This is a genomic window from Sphingobacterium sp. BIGb0165 (assembly GCF_024810095.1).
In the GTDB taxonomy this organism is placed as follows: Bacteria; Bacteroidota; Bacteroidia; order Sphingobacteriales; family Sphingobacteriaceae; genus Sphingobacterium; species Sphingobacterium detergens.
Window position 1 is genome coordinate 516,020 of sequence record NZ_JANUEB010000004.1, and the last position, 17,907, is coordinate 533,926.

Here is a 17,907-nt window from a genome sequence, read left to right on the forward strand (position 1 = left end):
CCGCGAACTGTTATGAAGATCTATATAAGCCTCAGCCTGATCTTAGTTGTATTTTTCACCGCGCTAAAGCCGGCAGGTGCGCAATCGCGCATTGAGGATTCGCTGCGAACAGTTCTTCGTCAGCCGGATCTGGCCACTGAAAAAAGAGCCTTGACACTTGCTCAGCTTGGCAGGACCGTTTATGAAAGCGATCTGCCAGCCGCTTTAGCTTCGGCAAATGAAGCCTTGCGGTTAAGCCGCGGACTTTCCGACGGCCAATACGCTGCTTTTGCATTGGCCACATTGACCTATCTGAATGTGCAACGGGACAGTCTGGTACTCGCCCAACGGAATATCGATAGCGCATTGATCTATAGCGCGACATCTACGGATAAGGTTGTCAATGGCTATGTGTGGTTAAGAAAGGGCTGGCTGGAATACATCGTTAATCAGCCGGATCGGTCCACCGCCAGTTTGTTTAAAGCACTTAAAGCCTTGGAAGGACAACCTGCGGATGCCTATCGGAGCTTGGTATACCATTACTTAGCAAGTATTTATGGAGATCTCAAAGACAATACAAAATTAAAGACATACACCCAATTAAGCCTTCAATCAGCGTACAGTTCAGGTGACCCGGACATGATCTGTAATGCCTACCTGGCTGTAGGGGCCTCTTTCTTGAAGGATTTTAGACTGGAACCCTCGAAGAGGCAATTACTAGATTCTTCGATGTATTATAATCGACAACTGCTGCAGCTGTCCAAGGCACAATCCGGCAGGATTATCAATCATATCAACAGCGGTGCTGCCGCGCTAAATCTGGCCAATATTTATTGGGAGTTCTTTCCGAAGCAGTATAAAGACAGCGTTGATAAATACATCAACCTGGCCCTGATCATTGGCCGAAAGTCCGGTCACGAGGAGATCATTGCCAATAGCTATGGAATATTGAGCGAGTATGCTCTTGCCGAAGGCAACTACGAGGCTGCGGAAAAACTTTTTCTGCTGGGGCTCAGCGAAGTAGAAAGCCATGTTGGCAGCAGCCTACAGGTCAAAGCTTCGATGTTAAAAGGACTGGCCTCCGTCGCCGAAAAAGCTGGCGATCCTGTTAAAGCATTGGCTTACTTCAAGCGGTATATGCAGTATGAGAGTCAGGTTTATGACGCCGGAAAAATGGCCATTACACAGCGGCTGGAAGTCCAATATGAGGCCGAGAAGAAGGATAAAGAACTGGAGCGGCTGCAAGAGCGAGCCACCTTTAACAAACAGCTCAATGTTATTTACATCGGACTGATTATCGCTGGTGTACTTGCGTTGATCTTTCTTTTCCGCTCCTACCACTTTCGGCTGAAATCATCTATTCAACAGGAAAAATTGCAGACAGAAGAAGCTGCGCGGCTGAAAGCAGAACAGGAACTGTTACAGGAAAGACAAGACAGGCTCCAAAAAGAACTGCTGGCCGGCAATCTGCAGGTAGAGCAAAAAAATGAGCTTCTCCAGACGATGCGCGATAAATTGGCCGACCATCCGGAATATGACATGCTCAAAAACCAGATGGAACGCATCCTTAAAGAGGATCTGCGGATGGACGAAGATGTGGAGCATATCAAGAGCAGTATTGCCGATATACACCCCGAGTTTTTTAATCGGCTTCAACAGCTGGCCGACAACAAGCTCACGCGTCTGGATCTAAAGCATTGCTCCTATATCCTGATGGGGCTTTCCAACAAAGAAATTGCCAATCGACTTGCTGTAGACCCCAAAAGCATTTTGATGGCACGTTACCGGATCAAACAAAAGCTAAAGTTGGATAAAGAAGATAGCCTGGACCTTGCCATACAACGGCTGAGCTGATAACGAAAGCTTCATTTTCCCTGCCTCTTTAAAAACGCATTGGATCTAAACCAGATGATTTCCCGAAAGTACTATTTCGATAAACTAATGCTTGATCTTATGTGTGTCGCGGACACTGCTAAAAGTCAAAGCCAGCAATTTCCAACCTTCATTATCTTTCTTGTAAACCTCCGTAACCGTAAATTCAGTAACTGCTATGTTTCCCCGAACGACAGCATCTAATGTAATGCGGTTCCAAAGAACAGCGACATCGCCATCAACTTCCACGGCAACATCATGTACATTCGCATTTTTGTACCAGATACTACCCGTTTTAATAATCTCCAGTTCTTCATCTTTTTTCCAGGTTCCACTCATGTGGACAAATTTGGATTTATCATGAAAGAGTGAAGCTAGTTTCGCTACGTTTTTGTCGGCCATCCATTGCCATTTATTTTTAGAAAGCTCTTTAAGCTCCTGTTCAACGGAAGAACTTTGTGCGAAGGACAATTGCATGCCCACAACTACAAATAATAGCGCGATAATTGCTTTTTTCATTGAGATATATTGGTTTTAACTTTTTAATATACTGGATTATTTAAAACTACAGCCGATCATATTTAAGTGGCGGCTTATAAAAGTGTGCCCCACATAAACTCATCTTTGCAAAGATGCTATAAAAGGAATACTTGAATGTATACATATTACTGATTTAACTACCAATATTACCGATAGAGAATATAACAGATAAACTTTAAATACGATCTGTCCCCAGATAGCCGCGTACTTAATTTTTAAGTTCCGGCTCTTCCTCTTTTATAAAATTAACCGCCGGAATCCAAAGAAATTTGTAGATTGAGCATGTATGGAAGACCGGTCACTTTTAGAAAATATCAATAGACACATCACACTCACGGAAAGCGAGTGTTCGTTGTTTTTGTCCCTGCTCAAGAAAAAGAAAATACCACGAAAAAACAAGCTCCTGACACAAGGGCAATTGTGCGATTCGATCTTTTTTGTTGATTGCGGTGCATTGCGGGCATTTTATTTGGATGTATCGGGGAGAGAATCCACGATCATGTTTGCTATAAAGGATTGGTGGGTGACGGATATGTATTGCTTTATAAATACACTTCCCGCCATGTTGACCATAGAGGCCATTGAAGAAAGTTCGGTTTACCAATTGAAGAAAAATGATTTAGAGAAGTTATATCAGACGGTACCGCAATTTGAACGCTTTTTTAGGATCTTGATGCAAAATGCATATATCCGGGAACAATTGCGTGTGGTGCAAAATCTATCGATGACAGCGGAAGAGCGCTATGATATATTTGTGAAAAAATATCCTGAGGTCGCAAATAAGGTAAAGCAAAAGCAGATCGCTTCGTATTTGGGTATTACGGCTGAGTTTTTAAGTATGATCAAGCGAAAAAAGTTGGAAACCTTAAACTAGTTTATTTTTTTCTATCTGATAAGGCCGTTATTTAGTATCAACTAACAAACGTAAAAACTATGCTTATTTTAATTGCAGGCCCCTATCGTGGTGGCACCAACGATGATCTGATTTTGATGAAGCGGAATCTAGACAAGCTCGAATCTTTTGCGCTGGACATCTTTCGAAAAGGTCATACCCCTTTTATTGGCGAATGGATGGCTCTTCCACTGATAAAATTGGCTGGATCAACCAAGGTCGGTGATCAGCAATGGGAAGAAATTCAATACCCCGTTGCACATAGGATGCTTGAAAAATGTGATGCTGTATTGCGCATTGAAGGAGCATCCAAAGGTGCGGATGAAGATGTGCGGCTGGCGAAAGAAAGAGGGTTAAAAGTCTATTATGATATCGCCGAAATCCCCGTGGAAGGCTAACACAAGCTCATTCAGTTCATATTTAAATCGGAGTTGGACATTTACCACTCCGATTTGAGTTTATTAACACTTTGATAGCCGTAGCATATGTCACCCATCATCTGACCAGATTCTCTAAACTCGTTTTCTATTTATCGCCTGAGCCCATTTCGTTCTTTTGCATCGCGGGCATTGTGGGGAATCCGTATTGACATGAGATAAGACATTTCCGCAATACATGCATGCAAATGGTCCTTCATTTACAGAAATATCAACAGATCTATAGGATGAGGGAAAAAGTGGTAGCCCATATTTGGTTTGTTCATCGGAATAAAAAAGTACACTCAGAGTCCCATCAACCTCCAATACCCCTTCCCTAACTTGACCCAGATGCTCGATATTCAGATTTCGTAGTTCGGAAAAGAACTCCATACGTGAAAAAGTATTGTCATGCTCATGTTTGATGTCAAATACACCATCTTTAACAACTGGCAACACTTTGCCCTCTAGCAACTGAGCTACCGTTTCTGACTTTGAAGTGATCCAAGTGATGGTCTTATAAATTGCAATTACGCATATAAAAACAACTACGGCATGAAAAATTGGGATATCCTCCTGGAACATGGGATCTCCGGCCGCAGATCCTAATCCTATTATAATTGCTACCTCAAAAAGTGTTAACTGCCTTACTCCTCTTCTTCCAGACAGGCGTAGTATCGTTAAGATAAGCAAAAACATGATAGTCGAACGGAGGCCTATTTCAACGAGAAATGACGTATCTAAGTCGTTAGCAAAAATTTTTTCCAAGTTAATCATAATTCAAAAACAAGCAATCCATTACTTAAGATTCCATCTGCCTTTTAAATCGTTTATTTTATTATCAATTCTTTGTCAACGCTAGTCTTTAAATTAAGAAAAGCTAGGTTGGAAAGGTGCCTAGCTTTTAAATTCTTCATGATCGGACAAGCGATCTATATATATTCAACAATGTCCAGGTATAAACTGTTTGAAATAATTTCATTTTATGGCCACAGCGAAAAAAACAGCTTATCAAAGTCTAAAAAGTAAATTAAAACAAACGAATTCTAAAAAGCACTTGTTATTTAATTAGTTTCACTAAACAAATAATAATATGATTTTAAACAAAACATTTTTCGCGTCTCTAGCGACAGTAGCCATCTTAGTTTCATGTAATAATCAGACCCCACAGGAAAAAGCCGCTGACAGCATGGAACACGCTGAGGAAAAAGCTGCTGATGCGAATGAAGAGGCGATGAATACTTCAGAAGACGCTGCTACGAAAGATGCCGAAGCTGTAGTTTATTCAAATAAAGCTGCCGCCAATGCAGCAATTGCGTCAATACCCGCTCCAACGCTATCCAATGATAAAGCCAAAGAGCTTTATACAAAATTAGGTAAAACATGGGTAGACCGTATTAATGCGGACTCGCATGAGAAAGCAGTGGATAAGGAAAAATCGTTGTTGGATATTAAAAACGAAATCGAAAAAGATCTTGCAGATGGAAAGATATCTGCTGCAGACAAAGATAATATCATGAAATATCAATCCGATTGTTTGGCGGCTATCAAAGCTGCACTTTAATACCATATTATCAGTTCAGTCCTAAAGGATATATGGTGGTTGATCTTAAATCACCATATACCTTTAGTTTTTAACACAGATAACGTTACTTACCTTTCAAAAAGATTCAATCCGCTGTTCCAAAAATAAATACAGCGAGTAATGTCTCCACATCTTTCAACTGTAATTTATAGCCCCTTTTTCCCTTGCAGCCAAAAGCCCTGATGTTTAACGCCCGCATGCATTTGTGTTCGGATTACTTTTCGAAAGTTTTGTACAGATTTTACATTCCCTGTAAGTACAAAATAAGCGTCGGACCAATATTCATTTTTGAAAATGGGTAACTCTTTGATCTGATCTGAATCAGAAAACAAGGTCGATTTTGGAAACACAATGCTGTTTTCCAGTCCGAGTAGCTCCGGGATAGCATTGTTCTCTGCATCCAATTCGAAAAGGAACAGGTGTTCCTTCTTTTGCTCCTCCATAACAGGTAAAAAAGAGCAGGCCAATGCCAGTGAGGTTTCATCGCCAATGAATACAATTTTCTCCGCCGCTTTATCGTAATACTTTTGTTCTGTTCGCGGTTTGTTCAGCACCAGGTGGTCACCAGCTTCCAGATGATTCATAAAGTCGCTACCACAACCATTACCATGGATATGTGCAATTAATTGCAGGCTATTTTTTTCGCTGTTTATTTCAGCAATGGTATATCTTCTGGCATCGGTGTCAGAAACACGTATATCAAAAAAAGCACCAATGGAAAACTGCAGTTTTTCAAAATCCCCCTGTAAACTAATTCTTTTGACGCTTGATGACAAATATTCAGTTTGGCTTACTTGTACCTCTGGAATTTGTGATACGAATAAATTGAGGGTATCAAAGACCCATTTTGGAGCACTTGGCATAATCTTATGTTTTGATTGAACACAAAGAAAGCCACCGGCCTCAGCATAAAAAAGAATCAAGAGCTGTATTGATTGGACTAATCGTGGTTTTTGCTACGAAACACTTTGGCACTCATACCACATATCTTGGTAAACAAGCGCGAAAAATAAGGATAATCTTCATAGCCCAATTCAAAAGCGATCTCCTTAACCGACTTGTCAGAATGGTATAGCAATCGTTTGGCCTCCAAAATTACGCGTTGCTGGATATGATGCGAAACAGAAAAACCAGTTACATTTTTCACCGATTCATTGAGATAGGAAACCGAAATATTAAATTGGGCGGCATATGCAGCCGGACGTTTCATGGTTTGAAAGTTTTGTTCCAATAATAAGAAAAAGGCTTTATTAATCCGTTCAAACCGTGATTGTGACTCTGTTGTGTTGCTATATTTCAGATACAATGATAGTTGCAAAGCAATCAAGGCATTTGCGCTGTCCTTCAGTAAAGAAAAATGCAATTTGTCTGTCGTTCGTTCGTAGAATTCAATGCACAAATTATAAGTTTTCTCAATTATCGCAAGATCTTCTAAGTCAATCGCCAAAGGTTTTAGAGGTGAGATGCTCTGCAAAAGAGTAAGATATTCGGCGGCAATATTTTCATTGCTAATGATCAGCATAAACATTTCTATATCCTCCACCTGCACCGCCCTATGCACTTGATCCGGGGATTGATAGTATATGGTCGGTTTATCTGTGCGGTATTGCTGAAAATCTATTTCCATAACAGTAAGACCACTTTTCTGTAAAACAAAGAAATGATAATCATGCCGATGTGCCTGCATGATTTCTTCATCTTCCCAAAAAGATTCCGGTGAAACTTTTGCAAGAGCAATACCATGACCAAATTCTTTGGGCAGCGTCCTGATCGGAATATCTTTTTTGTGCTGCATACGTTGCTGGAAATTTATCATTCGAATTTGTTAGCCTTCAATTTGATAGCGATTTATTTTAATCGTATCCCGATTAAAATGGAAGCAATAATTCCTCACCAAGAATAAACAGCTCTAAACTATCCGCTAGATAGAAACCCATACAACGGATCATATTGGGGATATAACCGAAAAACCGCTTAAAGGCCCCCGCAAAATGAGTGGGGTGTTTGTAACCCACCTGTTGGGATATCTGGCTGATTTTTAAATCGGTTGTCTTTAGTAAGATTTTAGCTCTATTCATCTTACAGGCCGTCATATAACCAAAAATAGTTTGACCAACATACTTTTTGAAGTTCAGCTTCAGGTATTGTTCATTCGTCCCCACCTCTTTTGAAAGGGCTGAAATGGTGTAATTCTGATCCAGATTGTTTTCAATCATTTCTTTTACCAGAAGCACTTTCTCCTGTTGATCAGCAGGAACATTTGATCGGGCAGATTTTATATTATTTTGCACTGAATCTAATAATAGACAGAGGATCATGCTGACTTTTGCACGCAAATAAACCCGCATAAGTACACTTTTGAGGCTCGTTTGTTTTAAATCCATCAGTTTGCCAACAATGGCTGGAATATGGTCTATCAAAAAGTAGTTTTTTCCATCCCTGAATAGCAGTTCATGCGAAAAGCTTCCTTCCAGACCAACTTCACGTATATATGCATGGTCAAAACCCAATATAAAATAAGTGCTTTTCTCATTGCCAGCAATAGTTAAAGTGGCATCGTTTAACTTAATAAATACGTTTTCGTTCCGCTGTAATGTCCCCTTTAAACCATTGTAATGGATCGCTACCTGGTCAGCAAGATTGACAACTAATGCATAAACTTCTGTTTTTAAGCTCACTTCATAATCGGCACAGTTTTCAGCTGCGATCATCCGTAAGCCATTTAATTGTCGATCTATCACCATTGGCTCCTCAGCCAGATTACCCCTATCTTGATAAATTTCTTTCTGCGTCATCTTGTTTTCGGAATACGTTACTTTCTTGCGTATAATACTTTTTACTTTTGCGTCGCCTTATTTAGATTAAATACAAATAATTATCAAAAATACTGTTATCGTTTCAATGGAACAAATAAAATATATATTAACTCTTGTCCTTACCTGTTCGTTCTATTTAGTATATGCCCAGGTTGCCCGTATTTCCGGTACTGTTCGTGATAACGAGGGAAAAGGCGTCTCCCATGTTACCATTCAGATTAAGAATAGTCAACTCGCGACAATGACTGACGCTCAAGGGCATTACCAATTAACGAATGTACCCTACGGAGATCATGTGCTGTTCATTTCCTCCCTAGAGCTACATGCGAAAGAAATCTCCTTGCGCGCTTATCAAAAGAGCCAACATGTCAACATCCGTGTGGAGATGAGGCACAAAAATGACCTTGAAGAGGTTAAGGTGGAGCGTAATTCGGCCAAGAAAGAAATGGAGATCGGTGGCTTCGCTGTAGCTGTCGTCGAAACAAAAGAAGCCGCACTGCGCAACCTGACCACCAATGAGCTGCTCGACCGGACCGTAGGTGTACGTGTTCGCCAAAATGGTGGTGTTGGATCCCAGATTGAATATAACCTCAATGGGATGTCGGGCAGCACGATAGGTATATTTTTGGATGGAATTGAGGTCTCTACCTATGGCTCTTCGTTTAACCTCAATAATATTCCGCCCGCCATGATAGAGCGCATCGAAGTATACAAAGGGGTACTTCCCTCCCATTTGACGGGTGACTATGTGGGCGGAGCAATTAATGTGGTCATGAAAAAAGATGTTGCTCATAACAATGCGACCGTAGCGACTTCTTATGGCTCTTTTAATACCTTCAATGCTGATGCAAGTCTCACCTTACGGGATAAAAAAACCGGACTTTCATTTAGAGGTTCCGGCTTTTATACCTACACAGACAACAGCTATGAAATGTGGGGGAAATTCTCAAAATATACCGACAGAAATGGGATACTGACCCGGGATTTTAGGGCCAAAAGATTTAACGATACCTACCGGTCTGCAGGTGGACGTTTTGAATTTGGTTTTACAGATGTGAAATGGGCAGATCAGTTTTTCTTGGGTTATAATATTTCTGACACCTATAAGGAAATACCCCACGGAACAACGACAAATCGGCCCTATGTTGGCCGTTTTTCGGAGTATAATGCGCATGTATTCAGCTTAAACTATAACAAACGTAATCTTTTTGTCGATGGACTGACGCTGAATGTCAATGCCGTACGCAGCAAACGAAGTACCTATGTGCAGGATACGGTAACAACATTGTATAATTGGGACGGAAATCCGGTGGTGTTACATACGGATTACATGATCGAAAATGGTCTTCCCCCGATTACGATGAAATCACCCAACGGGGCACAACAGGGATTGCCTACGATCACACAGGTAGATCGCACAATAACAAATGTCCGTTCAAATTTAGGTTATATGATCTTACCGGGCCATCGGGTATCACTCAACCACAAGTTGGAAAAAACAGACCGCGACGATACCAATCTCCTAAGGCCTATCAATAAAGATCTACTGATATTAACAGGCGTTACCAAGAATATTCTATCGGCAAATTACGAAGCACAGACCTTCAATAATAAACTGAAAACCAATATCCTGGTTAAATATACGGCCAATAGTACCCGGCAGACCAATCCAAATCCGACGTATAATGCCGACGGATCATACACGCTTAATCCAGAGACAAAAAAGACCTTTAGCGACAACTTTGGGTATGGTGCGACGATTTCATACAATATCTTGCCTAATCTGTTTTTGATTACTTCGATGGAGAATGGTAAAATCATGCCCTCCGAAGAACAGATGTTTGGGAATCTCGAAACCAATATATTACCCAACCTAAATCTTACACCCGAGAAAAATATAAATTATAATCTGGGCTTCCGACTAGCCAATATAACATTTGATCAGCATCGGTTTTCATTCTATGGAAGTGCCTTCTGGCGAAACGGCTATGACAAAATTACCCGGCAGACAGTCGATAGTATTGTCACGGATTCCGATCTGGATATTCAGGCATCCGCTTTTGTCAATCTTGGTCGCACGCAGTCCAGGGGTGTGGAAGCTGAGTTGATCTATGTCTTTGACAACAAACTTAATGTCATGGTCAATTTTTCCAAATTCAATGCGCTATACAAACGGCAATTCGACCCCGCCGGACGTGCAGATGACCGCTATAATCTACAGATTCCAAACGAACCTTATTTTACAGTGAATGCAAATGCACAGTATCGCCTGGACAATGTCTTTCAAAAACGTGCCATCATGAACCTTTATTACAATATGGGCTACGTTGGGCATTACGATATCGCATGGCATCCTTCTGAAGGGAGCCTCACCCCTAGCCAGTTTGCGCATGATCTAGGACTAAGCTATCGCTTTCCCTCCGGAAAACTGGTGGCAAGTTTTGATATAAAAAACATCTTTAATACAGCGTTGTATGACAACTTTGGTGTTCAAAAGCCTGGAAGGGCATTCTACATCAAACTCAATTACACGATTAGCAAATTTTTATAAAAAACAATAGTAATATGAAACCATCATGATTTATTCGATCATGCTAATGAATAAATCTGATAGCTTCATCACAATTAAAAAACAAATTTATACAGATGAAAAAAAATCTATTAAAAACCGTTCTATTTGGCGCATTGGCTGCGTCAGTAACCTTAGGTAGTTGTAGTAAAGATAGCGGGAATCCCGGTGCGGTAACACCTCCAGAGGAAAAACCTACCGACAACAGATGGATTACATTGACCGCTGCACTAAAATTGACAAACGATGGTGACGGTAATGGTGGTACAATGGCCTACGCCGTTTCACCTGAGCAAGCTATTGACCCTGCTTTTGAGCTCGATGTTTTTAATGGCAAAGGCTTGAAATTTGATTCACCAAGAACCTCACGCATACAGGCATCTGCAGATGGAAAATTTTTATACGATATCCAATATACAGGAACTGACGGTGGTATTTTCCAGAAATATGCCGTAAATGGTGCGGAAAAATATGTAAAGAGTGGCAACGAAGTGAATGCAGCTGTTATTCTGGGTACCTCACCACGCTGGGTTAAATCAGCTGAAGGGATAGGTATTGGTGTGAGTGCAACAACACAGACAACTTTTACTGGTACATTTCCAGCGGTAACTTTTGGCAATATCAAGTCTACAGCCACTGTGGCGTCTATCAATCTTGATAATCCAAGTATTTTAAACACGGCTTCATTTACTATTCCGTTTACTGATGAGCAGTTGGCTCAAGGTTATTCGATCGGTCGTATCGATGTGCCGATCATCAATCAGGCAAAGAATAAAGTCTATATAGGCTGTAATATTTCGAAAGTGAATCCAAAGGGCACTCCTAGCCAAAATCAGGAAACGGGTGTAGTTTCCTGGCCAAGCGATGCTGCCAATATTGCTGGTACCGTCACCTTGGTTGTTGACTATCCTTCATTTAAAAATCCGAAATTGATCTGGTCTACACAAAGCAAATATGGTAATAATGGCTACCGTACCATGACCCAGTATATTGCTGAAGATGGCCATGTTTATCAGTCCACTGGTGCGAATACAACGAGCTATCCACATATCTTGCGTATTGATAAAAATACCAATGACTATGACAACAGTTATGTATTCGATCTATCAAAAGCATTAGGTGTTAGTGGTCTTGCTGGAATCAAAGCTTGGAAATACCTAGGTCAAGGTAAAGCATTTGTCCTATATGACATTGATAAAAAAGGTGGTTATTTGGCGCTAATAGACCTCAATGCGAAAACGGCAACAAAAATTACCACAGAATATGAGTCTAAATTAAACTTTGATCAACAACAAAGTATAGCTCAGGTAGGCGACAACGTGTATGTTCCATTGACGCCTATCAGCGAAGCCGGAAATGTGTTTGTTTACAACTGGAAAACGGGTAAATTAACGAAAGGTGCCAAACTACTGAACGGTACAGGACATCGTTATATCGGTGCTTATTAATACTTATTTATCGTATAGTACCTCATTTAAATGGTCGTTCTGTAAAATCAGAGCGGCCATTTTTGTTGTGATCAAATTTTAATTCCGGCCGTTTTGGTAAATTCTTTTCTATTTAAACGTATTTTCAGGTCCAAGGTCCTTCAATTGCCTATTAATTGTACGGATACTATCACGTAAAGTATTGTTCTGATCCCTTAGATCGTCAATCTGTTTCTGGATGTTTTCATCTCTTATTTTTGACCTTCCTTCTGGTGATGATTCTCGATCACAGGCTGCTAATGAAAGCAAAATTATAATGGCAAGCTTTTTCATGTTTTTTAGCTGATTAGTTGAAGGAGTCCTAAAAAACTTACAAAATAAATCTGCTGCTGTAAGTTTTTGAACAGTTCCGCAACTTATAGGGAAAATTAGAAAATATGAATCGAGCAATAGGTAGCAGCCAAATCCTTACATTTAATAAAAAATAGCGATGATGGATGAGAGACAGTTCTTAGTACTTATTAATGAGCATCAGGGAATTATCCATAAAATATGTCACCTATACCGCGATGTTCGGGAGGATCGGGAAGATCTTTTTCAGGAAATTACATTTCAACTCTGGAAATCCCATGATAGCTTTAAGAACAACTCGAAAATAAGCACCTGGATTTATCGCATTGCACTGAATACTGCCATAGCTACTTTCCGTAAAAAGAAACAAGACATTGAATATCGTCCTGCTTTGCCCGAGATGGCCGAGGAACAGCAGGACGAAGAACTTGCTTTACGTCAGGAGCGATTATTCGGCGCTTTAAAACAACTTGATGATGGAGACAAGGCGATCATTACCTTGTACCTTGAGGATTTGAGTTATCAACAGATCGCAGAAATTATTGGTATAAGTGAAAATTATGTCGGTGTCAAACTCAATAGAATAAAAGTCAAAATTCAGAACCTTCTAGCCTGTTAATTATGGAATTTAATGAACTAAAATCTACCTGGAATACGGTAAAAACACCCGAAATTTCTCCAGCGGAAATCCAAAAGATGTTATCAGAGAATAGTCATCCTGTTTTAAAAAACATTAGGAAGCAATTAACCATAGAAATTATCGGATGGTGTATTTTCCTGACATGCTATTATACGATGTTTGACGGCGACAGAAAACCTGTCTGGATCAATATATTGCTTGTTTTCTCAATCTTGTTGCCCATCATCCATAACCTTATGGGCTATCGTTTTGCAAAATATCTTGTCCAGGGTACTAATATCCAGGAATCGTTAAAAAATTACCTCGCAAAGGTCAAGCGTTATGCCGCAATCTCCATTATTTCAAAACAGCTGTTTCTGATGGGGCTTTTACTGTTTTTTACCTACGGACTAAGCTTTAATACAAGTAAGTCTATTTCGCTGGTTATTATAGGTTTGCTATTTATCATTCAACTTGCGTTCACCTATAGGATATGGGCAAAACGTTTGGTCGGTCTGGAAAAGTCAATCAACTTGCTCAGTTGACTGGCCTCTCCTTTCGATTCTTTCCAATAACACGCTGGTAATGAAACGTATTATGATACTATTTAAAGTCAATACCTCAACTTAGATTTTCGGATAAATAAGCTTCCATCTTCAGCCTCGCCAATAAATAACTTATGGTCGATTCTGCACCCTGATTGATATTTATTGTACGCTCTTCTAGACCATCAAAACAGCCACCCGTCACCGGATTATAGACAATCTGCTGGATATGATTACGTCCTAAGAACCATTCGAATGCTGTCCGGATCGTGTTTTTATAGTTTTCATCTTTTGTATGTCTGTAAAATCTGTCCAGCGCAATAATGGTATAGGCAACATCGATGGGCTGCTCCCCGCCTTTGGGAGGAGTTGTTGGTTGATCACGTTGTGCCCAACCTTTATTGGAAATAACATGGATTTCGTTATCAACAATAATTCTGCTCAACAAAAAATCAAAGGATTGATAAGCGATGTCCCGATATCTCTTATCGCCGGTAGACTCATAGGCAGCCAGCAATGCTTCCGGAATCACACTATTGCCATAGGTCATGTAGGATTCGTACCATTGCCAATCGGCAGTACTTTCATACGCAAACATGGCTACCAAGCGCTCGGCCAAAACTTCTATGATCGCTTTATAATTTTTGCCTTTCATAAAACTTAAGCCCTTTATCGTAAAGGCCATTGACCGTGTTGAATAATAAACTAGCGCATGTTGGGAAGCTCGCTCCAAAAGTTTAATAGCAGGTTTGACTATTCGCTCGGGTAAAATACTGGCTAAACCAATGACCTCGCCCAATGCCCACACAGCACGTCCATTGGCATCCTCGAGATTCTCTTGTTTATTCTGTGGGGTAAAATTACCGTCAATGTCTACATAGTTCAAAAAGGTGCCATCGTCTTGCATACAGTAGTCAATGAAACCCAAATATTTCTCTATCAAGCCAAGGTCTTCCTGAGATTCGTATAATTTATAGTGATGTAACATCGCGATAAGGGCCCGGGCATTGTCATCCAATGCATAACCACTGCTCAGGTCGGGCATACTGATATCTGCAAATTGAACAAATGCTCTTTCTGTTGACATCCGGAACATATGGTCCAGGTTGAGCGGTGGAATAGAATACAACATATCCCTTTTTTCGTCAATAAGGAGTTCAAATAGATTGACATGGGCTATAGCCACATTTTGCCAAGAAGTTTTCACCATTTTTTGAAGATTCACATGGCGGATTTTTTCTAGTCTCGGTGTATCGTCCAAAATTTGATTGACGGCCTCAGCGAGTTGATCCGATGCTTCGAAATCGATCATCGTACCCATATCTGCTTTCAGAACCTCCCTGACATGGGGTATTGGTGTCGAAACAATGGGACAGCCCGAACTCAAGGCATAAGAAAATGTTCCGCTCACGGCTTGGAGGGGATCTTTTGATGTGAAGAGATAGACATCAGTGATGGATAGATAGGCTAATAGCGACTCTATCGAAAGAAATTCATTCACAAACCTGACATGATCTGCTATTCCCTGTTTATTTATGATCTCCTCGAGTTGATTTCTGTAGGTCTCCCCTTCCCGTTGCAACAAAGTGGGGTGTGTCTGCCCCAGAATAAGAAATAGTACAGTTGGATTTTGTTTAATAATAGCGGGAAGTGCATATAATGTTGTTTCAATACTTTTACTTGGCCCCAGTAGACCAAAGGTGCTGAGCACTTTCTTGTCCAGTAGATTATATCGCTCTAGTGTTGCCCGTTTATTTGTTGCGGGAGCCAAATGCGTCCCATGTGCGATCACGGTGATTTTATTCGGAGCGATTTTATAAGCGCTAATAAGGATATCGGCAGAATTTTGAGTCATGACGACAATCTGCGAACAATATTCCGCAATAGTAGCTACTTGGTCAAGTAGTGCACTGTCTGGTGATGGTAGTACCGTATGAAAAGTAATTACAATGGTGATCTGTGCTGCGTAAAGTTCTGAAAGAAAAGAGCTGAACTTGACCTCCTGACCAGCGAATAAACCAAACTCATGTTCAATACAGACCAGATCAATATTTTTGTGGTGTTGAATATTTTCAAATATTGTATCAAATGAAAGTGGATCCTCGATCTCCAGTATACCTAGCGGAGCTGGATCATAATTAGCCTGATTCCGAGTCTCTACGATTGGTATCGGAATAAGGTTGTATGAATCCCGAAATTTACTTGAAATGGCTTTCATTAAGTCTGTGGTGTAGGTGGCAATACCGCAGGCGCGAGGGGGAAAAGTTGATAGGAATGCAATTCCTCTTTTCGTCGTTAAAATCATTGTGGATTATTTATGTGAAGTCCTTGCATACGATCATCTTGTATTCTTAACAAGGGGCTGCACGTAGGGAGGTTCTATAAATGTACACAAATAAAACCAGTATTTCGATTTTTTCATTTGTGATGAAATTTAACTTTATTTATACATTGATGATCAATTATATTTTGTAACTTCACAGTAGCCAATCACTAAAGATTGGAAATTAAGTAAAAGCATATTTCCCGCGCAAAAAATCACATGTCCCAGTCTGTTAAATTCGACAATGTAAATACATTGTTTTCTAAAGCTTTAAAGCAAAAAATCAATCACTATTTTATAAATTCAGCAAAGCAAAAAACTGGCAATCGAAGAATTTATTTGAAAGCTTCCATTCTATTGACCACTTTTATTCTGCTCTATATTCTTTTGGTATTCGCGCCGCTTCATTGGAGTATTGCGATCCTATTATGCGCCATTTTTGGGGCTAACCTCGCTGCTATTGGTTTCAATATTATGCACGATGCGGGACACAATTCGTTTTCTGACAATAAACGACTGAATACTGTACTGTCCTATTCACTCAATCTCTTGGGTGGCAACATTTATTTCTGGAAACTCAAACACAATATTGCCCATCATACCTATACCAATATCGACGGTGAGGATCACGATATCGAGGTCAAATTCATGCGCATACACCATGATCAAAAATTAAAAAAACATCATCGCTATCAGTGCTTTTACTTTCCGCTGTTATACGGTATCTCCTATCTCGCCTGGATCTTTTATCAGGATTACGAAAAATACTTCCGCGGCCGTATGGGCAATGATAAGGAGCAGTTTCATTTTCCTTTCAGGGAGCGTGTTATTTTTTGGGTAAGTAAGCTGATACATTTTACGCTATTTGTGGTTGTTCCCGTTATATTTGTTGGCTGGCTGCCTACGCTAATTGGTCTATTGATTGCCGGGGTGGTCTGTGGAATGAGCCTGGCAACTGTATTTCAATTGGCCCATGTGGTTTCGGGAACAGAATTCAAGACCATTGAAGCGTCACGCGTGGATGAAGAATGGATGATCCATCAGATCCAGTCAACAGCTAACTTCGCAACAAAGAGCAAAGTATTGACTTGGTTGCTGGGAGGCCTTAATTTTCAGGTGGAACATCACTTGTTTCCAAAGATTAGCCATGTACACTATCCGGCACTTAATCGCATTGTGAAACAAACCTGTAAGGAGTATAAATTACAATATAACGAATTTAAAACATTCTGGGCGGCATTTAGGTCGCATATCGGCGTCATTCATGCGATGTCAAGGTAAACTTAAAGCAATGCTGATGTAGCTCTATGCTGCGCAAGGCTGCACCTGAAAGGCAGGTAACAAAAAGAATGAAACAAATGCAAGAATAAAAAATGGGCGTATATTTTTGGATAGCAATACCTGTTGACGTATTTTTTCAGCATTGCAGCGAAACGATGAAAAAGCATGGCGTTGGTGCCTATGTTGAAATGATGAGTGGTACGTTAGGCAAGCGGAATTATGTGAAATATTCCGAAGAAAATGCAGCCTATTTTGTGGATTGTTTTTCGTCTCCTGATTATCATAGTTTTTTCTTTTCCTCTTACCCCTTTTCAGAAAATTTAGGGTCAAGGGAGTTCGGTCTATTCTTCAATTCGCCTGTAGCTGATCATTCGATCGTCGGAAGCGGTGGCTGTGAAACTGAGAAAACGAGAGAAACAATTCATCTTCGCCAGATTATGAAGCAGCCTGACAAATCTATCAAAGCATTTTATGCCGCATTGCAGCGAAGTCTAAAAAAAATCCCTGATTTAAAGGAGAGCACGATAAGTGGACAAAAAAAGCAATATTACTTATCGACATCGAAAACTATCATTCCGCAAAACGCACATAGCCGCCTTATTAAAGTGCCTTGGGAAGAACATTGCCTTCATTTAGGCATTATTATTAAACAGGAATAAAAGTGAATCGTTTGGTGAGATTTGTCTAATCAA

17 protein-coding genes are annotated in these 17,907 nt (G+C 40.3%); 10 read left to right on the top strand and 7 right to left on the bottom strand.

Going from position 1 to position 17,907, the window contains the following annotated elements; all coding sequences use genetic code 11:
- Positions 1–12: 12 nt before the first annotated feature.
- On the top strand, positions 13–1,833 hold the full coding sequence (locus tag M2408_RS11685) for a LuxR family transcriptional regulator (RefSeq protein WP_259181959.1): 1,821 nt from the start codon (positions 13–15) through the stop codon (positions 1,831–1,833).
- Positions 1,834–1,917: 84 nt separating this feature from the next.
- On the opposite strand, the gene M2408_RS11690 is transcribed toward M2408_RS11685, so the two are convergent.
- A complete protein-coding gene (locus M2408_RS11690; RefSeq protein ID WP_259181960.1) occupies positions 1,918–2,370 on the bottom strand; it encodes a nuclear transport factor 2 family protein in 453 nt (150 codons plus the stop codon).
- A gap of 307 nt (positions 2,371–2,677) precedes the next feature.
- On the opposite strand from M2408_RS11690, the gene M2408_RS11695 reads away from it, so the two are divergent.
- Entirely contained in the window at positions 2,678–3,265 is a 588-nt protein-coding gene (locus M2408_RS11695) for a Crp/Fnr family transcriptional regulator (RefSeq protein WP_259181962.1), read from the top strand.
- A 59-nt stretch (positions 3,266–3,324) separates the two neighbouring features.
- Positions 3,325–3,681: a DUF4406 domain-containing protein gene (locus M2408_RS11700; RefSeq protein ID WP_259181965.1), complete on the top strand. Its 357-nt coding sequence runs from the start codon at positions 3,325–3,327 to the stop codon at positions 3,679–3,681.
- A 114-nt stretch (positions 3,682–3,795) separates the two neighbouring features.
- On the opposite strand, the gene M2408_RS11705 is transcribed toward M2408_RS11700, so the two are convergent.
- Complete coding sequence (locus tag M2408_RS11705) at positions 3,796–4,476, bottom strand: DUF421 domain-containing protein (RefSeq protein ID WP_259181966.1); 681 nt, start codon at positions 4,474–4,476, stop codon at positions 3,796–3,798.
- A 316-nt stretch (positions 4,477–4,792) separates the two neighbouring features.
- Here M2408_RS11705 and M2408_RS11710 point away from each other — a divergent pair, with 316 nt between their 5' ends.
- Entirely contained in the window at positions 4,793–5,263 is a 471-nt protein-coding gene (locus M2408_RS11710) for a hypothetical protein (protein WP_259181967.1), read from the top strand.
- 167 nt (positions 5,264–5,430) lie between these two features.
- Here M2408_RS11710 and M2408_RS11715 read toward each other — a convergent pair whose 3' ends face one another.
- The 3 genes from M2408_RS11715 to M2408_RS11725 all read right to left on the bottom strand — a co-directional run bounded on the left by M2408_RS11715 (position 5,431) and on the right by M2408_RS11725 (position 8,079).
- A complete protein-coding gene (locus M2408_RS11715; protein ID WP_259181969.1) occupies positions 5,431–6,147 on the bottom strand; it encodes an FAD-binding oxidoreductase in 717 nt (238 codons plus the stop codon).
- A gap of 77 nt (positions 6,148–6,224) precedes the next feature.
- The gene (locus tag M2408_RS11720) at positions 6,225–7,079 is read right to left on the bottom strand and encodes a helix-turn-helix domain-containing protein (RefSeq protein WP_259181971.1); all 855 of its coding nucleotides are present in this window, start codon (positions 7,077–7,079) and stop codon (positions 6,225–6,227) included.
- Between the two features lie 73 nt (positions 7,080–7,152).
- On the bottom strand, positions 7,153–8,079 hold the full coding sequence (locus M2408_RS11725; protein ID WP_259181973.1) for an AraC family transcriptional regulator: 927 nt from the start codon (positions 8,077–8,079) through the stop codon (positions 7,153–7,155).
- 106 nt (positions 8,080–8,185) lie between these two features.
- On the opposite strand from M2408_RS11725, the gene M2408_RS11730 reads away from it, so the two are divergent.
- Positions 8,186–10,651 carry a TonB-dependent receptor domain-containing protein gene (locus tag M2408_RS11730; protein ID WP_259181975.1) on the top strand — a complete coding sequence of 822 codons (2,466 nt, stop codon included), beginning with the start codon at positions 8,186–8,188 and terminating at the stop codon, positions 10,649–10,651.
- A 95-nt stretch (positions 10,652–10,746) separates the two neighbouring features.
- A complete protein-coding gene (locus M2408_RS11735) occupies positions 10,747–12,117 on the top strand; it encodes a hypothetical protein (RefSeq protein WP_259181977.1) in 1,371 nt (456 codons plus the stop codon).
- A gap of 108 nt (positions 12,118–12,225) precedes the next feature.
- Here the strand turns inward: M2408_RS11735 and M2408_RS11740 are convergent, their stop codons facing one another.
- The gene (locus M2408_RS11740; RefSeq protein WP_259181979.1) at positions 12,226–12,429 is read right to left on the bottom strand and encodes a hypothetical protein; all 204 of its coding nucleotides are present in this window, start codon (positions 12,427–12,429) and stop codon (positions 12,226–12,228) included.
- A gap of 157 nt (positions 12,430–12,586) precedes the next feature.
- On the opposite strand from M2408_RS11740, the gene M2408_RS11745 reads away from it, so the two are divergent.
- Entirely contained in the window at positions 12,587–13,066 is a 480-nt protein-coding gene (locus tag M2408_RS11745; protein ID WP_310446815.1) for a sigma-70 family RNA polymerase sigma factor, read from the top strand.
- A gap of 2 nt (positions 13,067–13,068) precedes the next feature.
- Positions 13,069–13,611: an SS18 family protein gene (locus tag M2408_RS11750; RefSeq protein ID WP_259181981.1), complete on the top strand. Its 543-nt coding sequence runs from the start codon at positions 13,069–13,071 to the stop codon at positions 13,609–13,611.
- A gap of 76 nt (positions 13,612–13,687) precedes the next feature.
- Here the strand turns inward: M2408_RS11750 and M2408_RS11755 are convergent, their stop codons facing one another.
- Positions 13,688–15,916 carry a glycosyltransferase gene (locus tag M2408_RS11755; protein ID WP_259181982.1) on the bottom strand — a complete coding sequence of 743 codons (2,229 nt, stop codon included), beginning with the start codon at positions 15,914–15,916 and terminating at the stop codon, positions 13,688–13,690.
- A 237-nt stretch (positions 15,917–16,153) separates the two neighbouring features.
- Between M2408_RS11755 and M2408_RS11760 the strand changes: the two genes are divergently transcribed.
- Together M2408_RS11760 and M2408_RS11765 are read left to right on the top strand one after the other, a co-directional pair.
- Entirely contained in the window at positions 16,154–17,215 is a 1,062-nt protein-coding gene (locus M2408_RS11760) for an acyl-CoA desaturase (RefSeq protein ID WP_259181983.1), read from the top strand.
- 92 nt (positions 17,216–17,307) lie between these two features.
- Positions 17,308–17,874, top strand: coding sequence for a hypothetical protein (locus M2408_RS11765; protein WP_259181985.1), 567 nt, complete (start codon positions 17,308–17,310; stop codon positions 17,872–17,874).
- Positions 17,875–17,907: the final 33 nt, after the last annotated feature.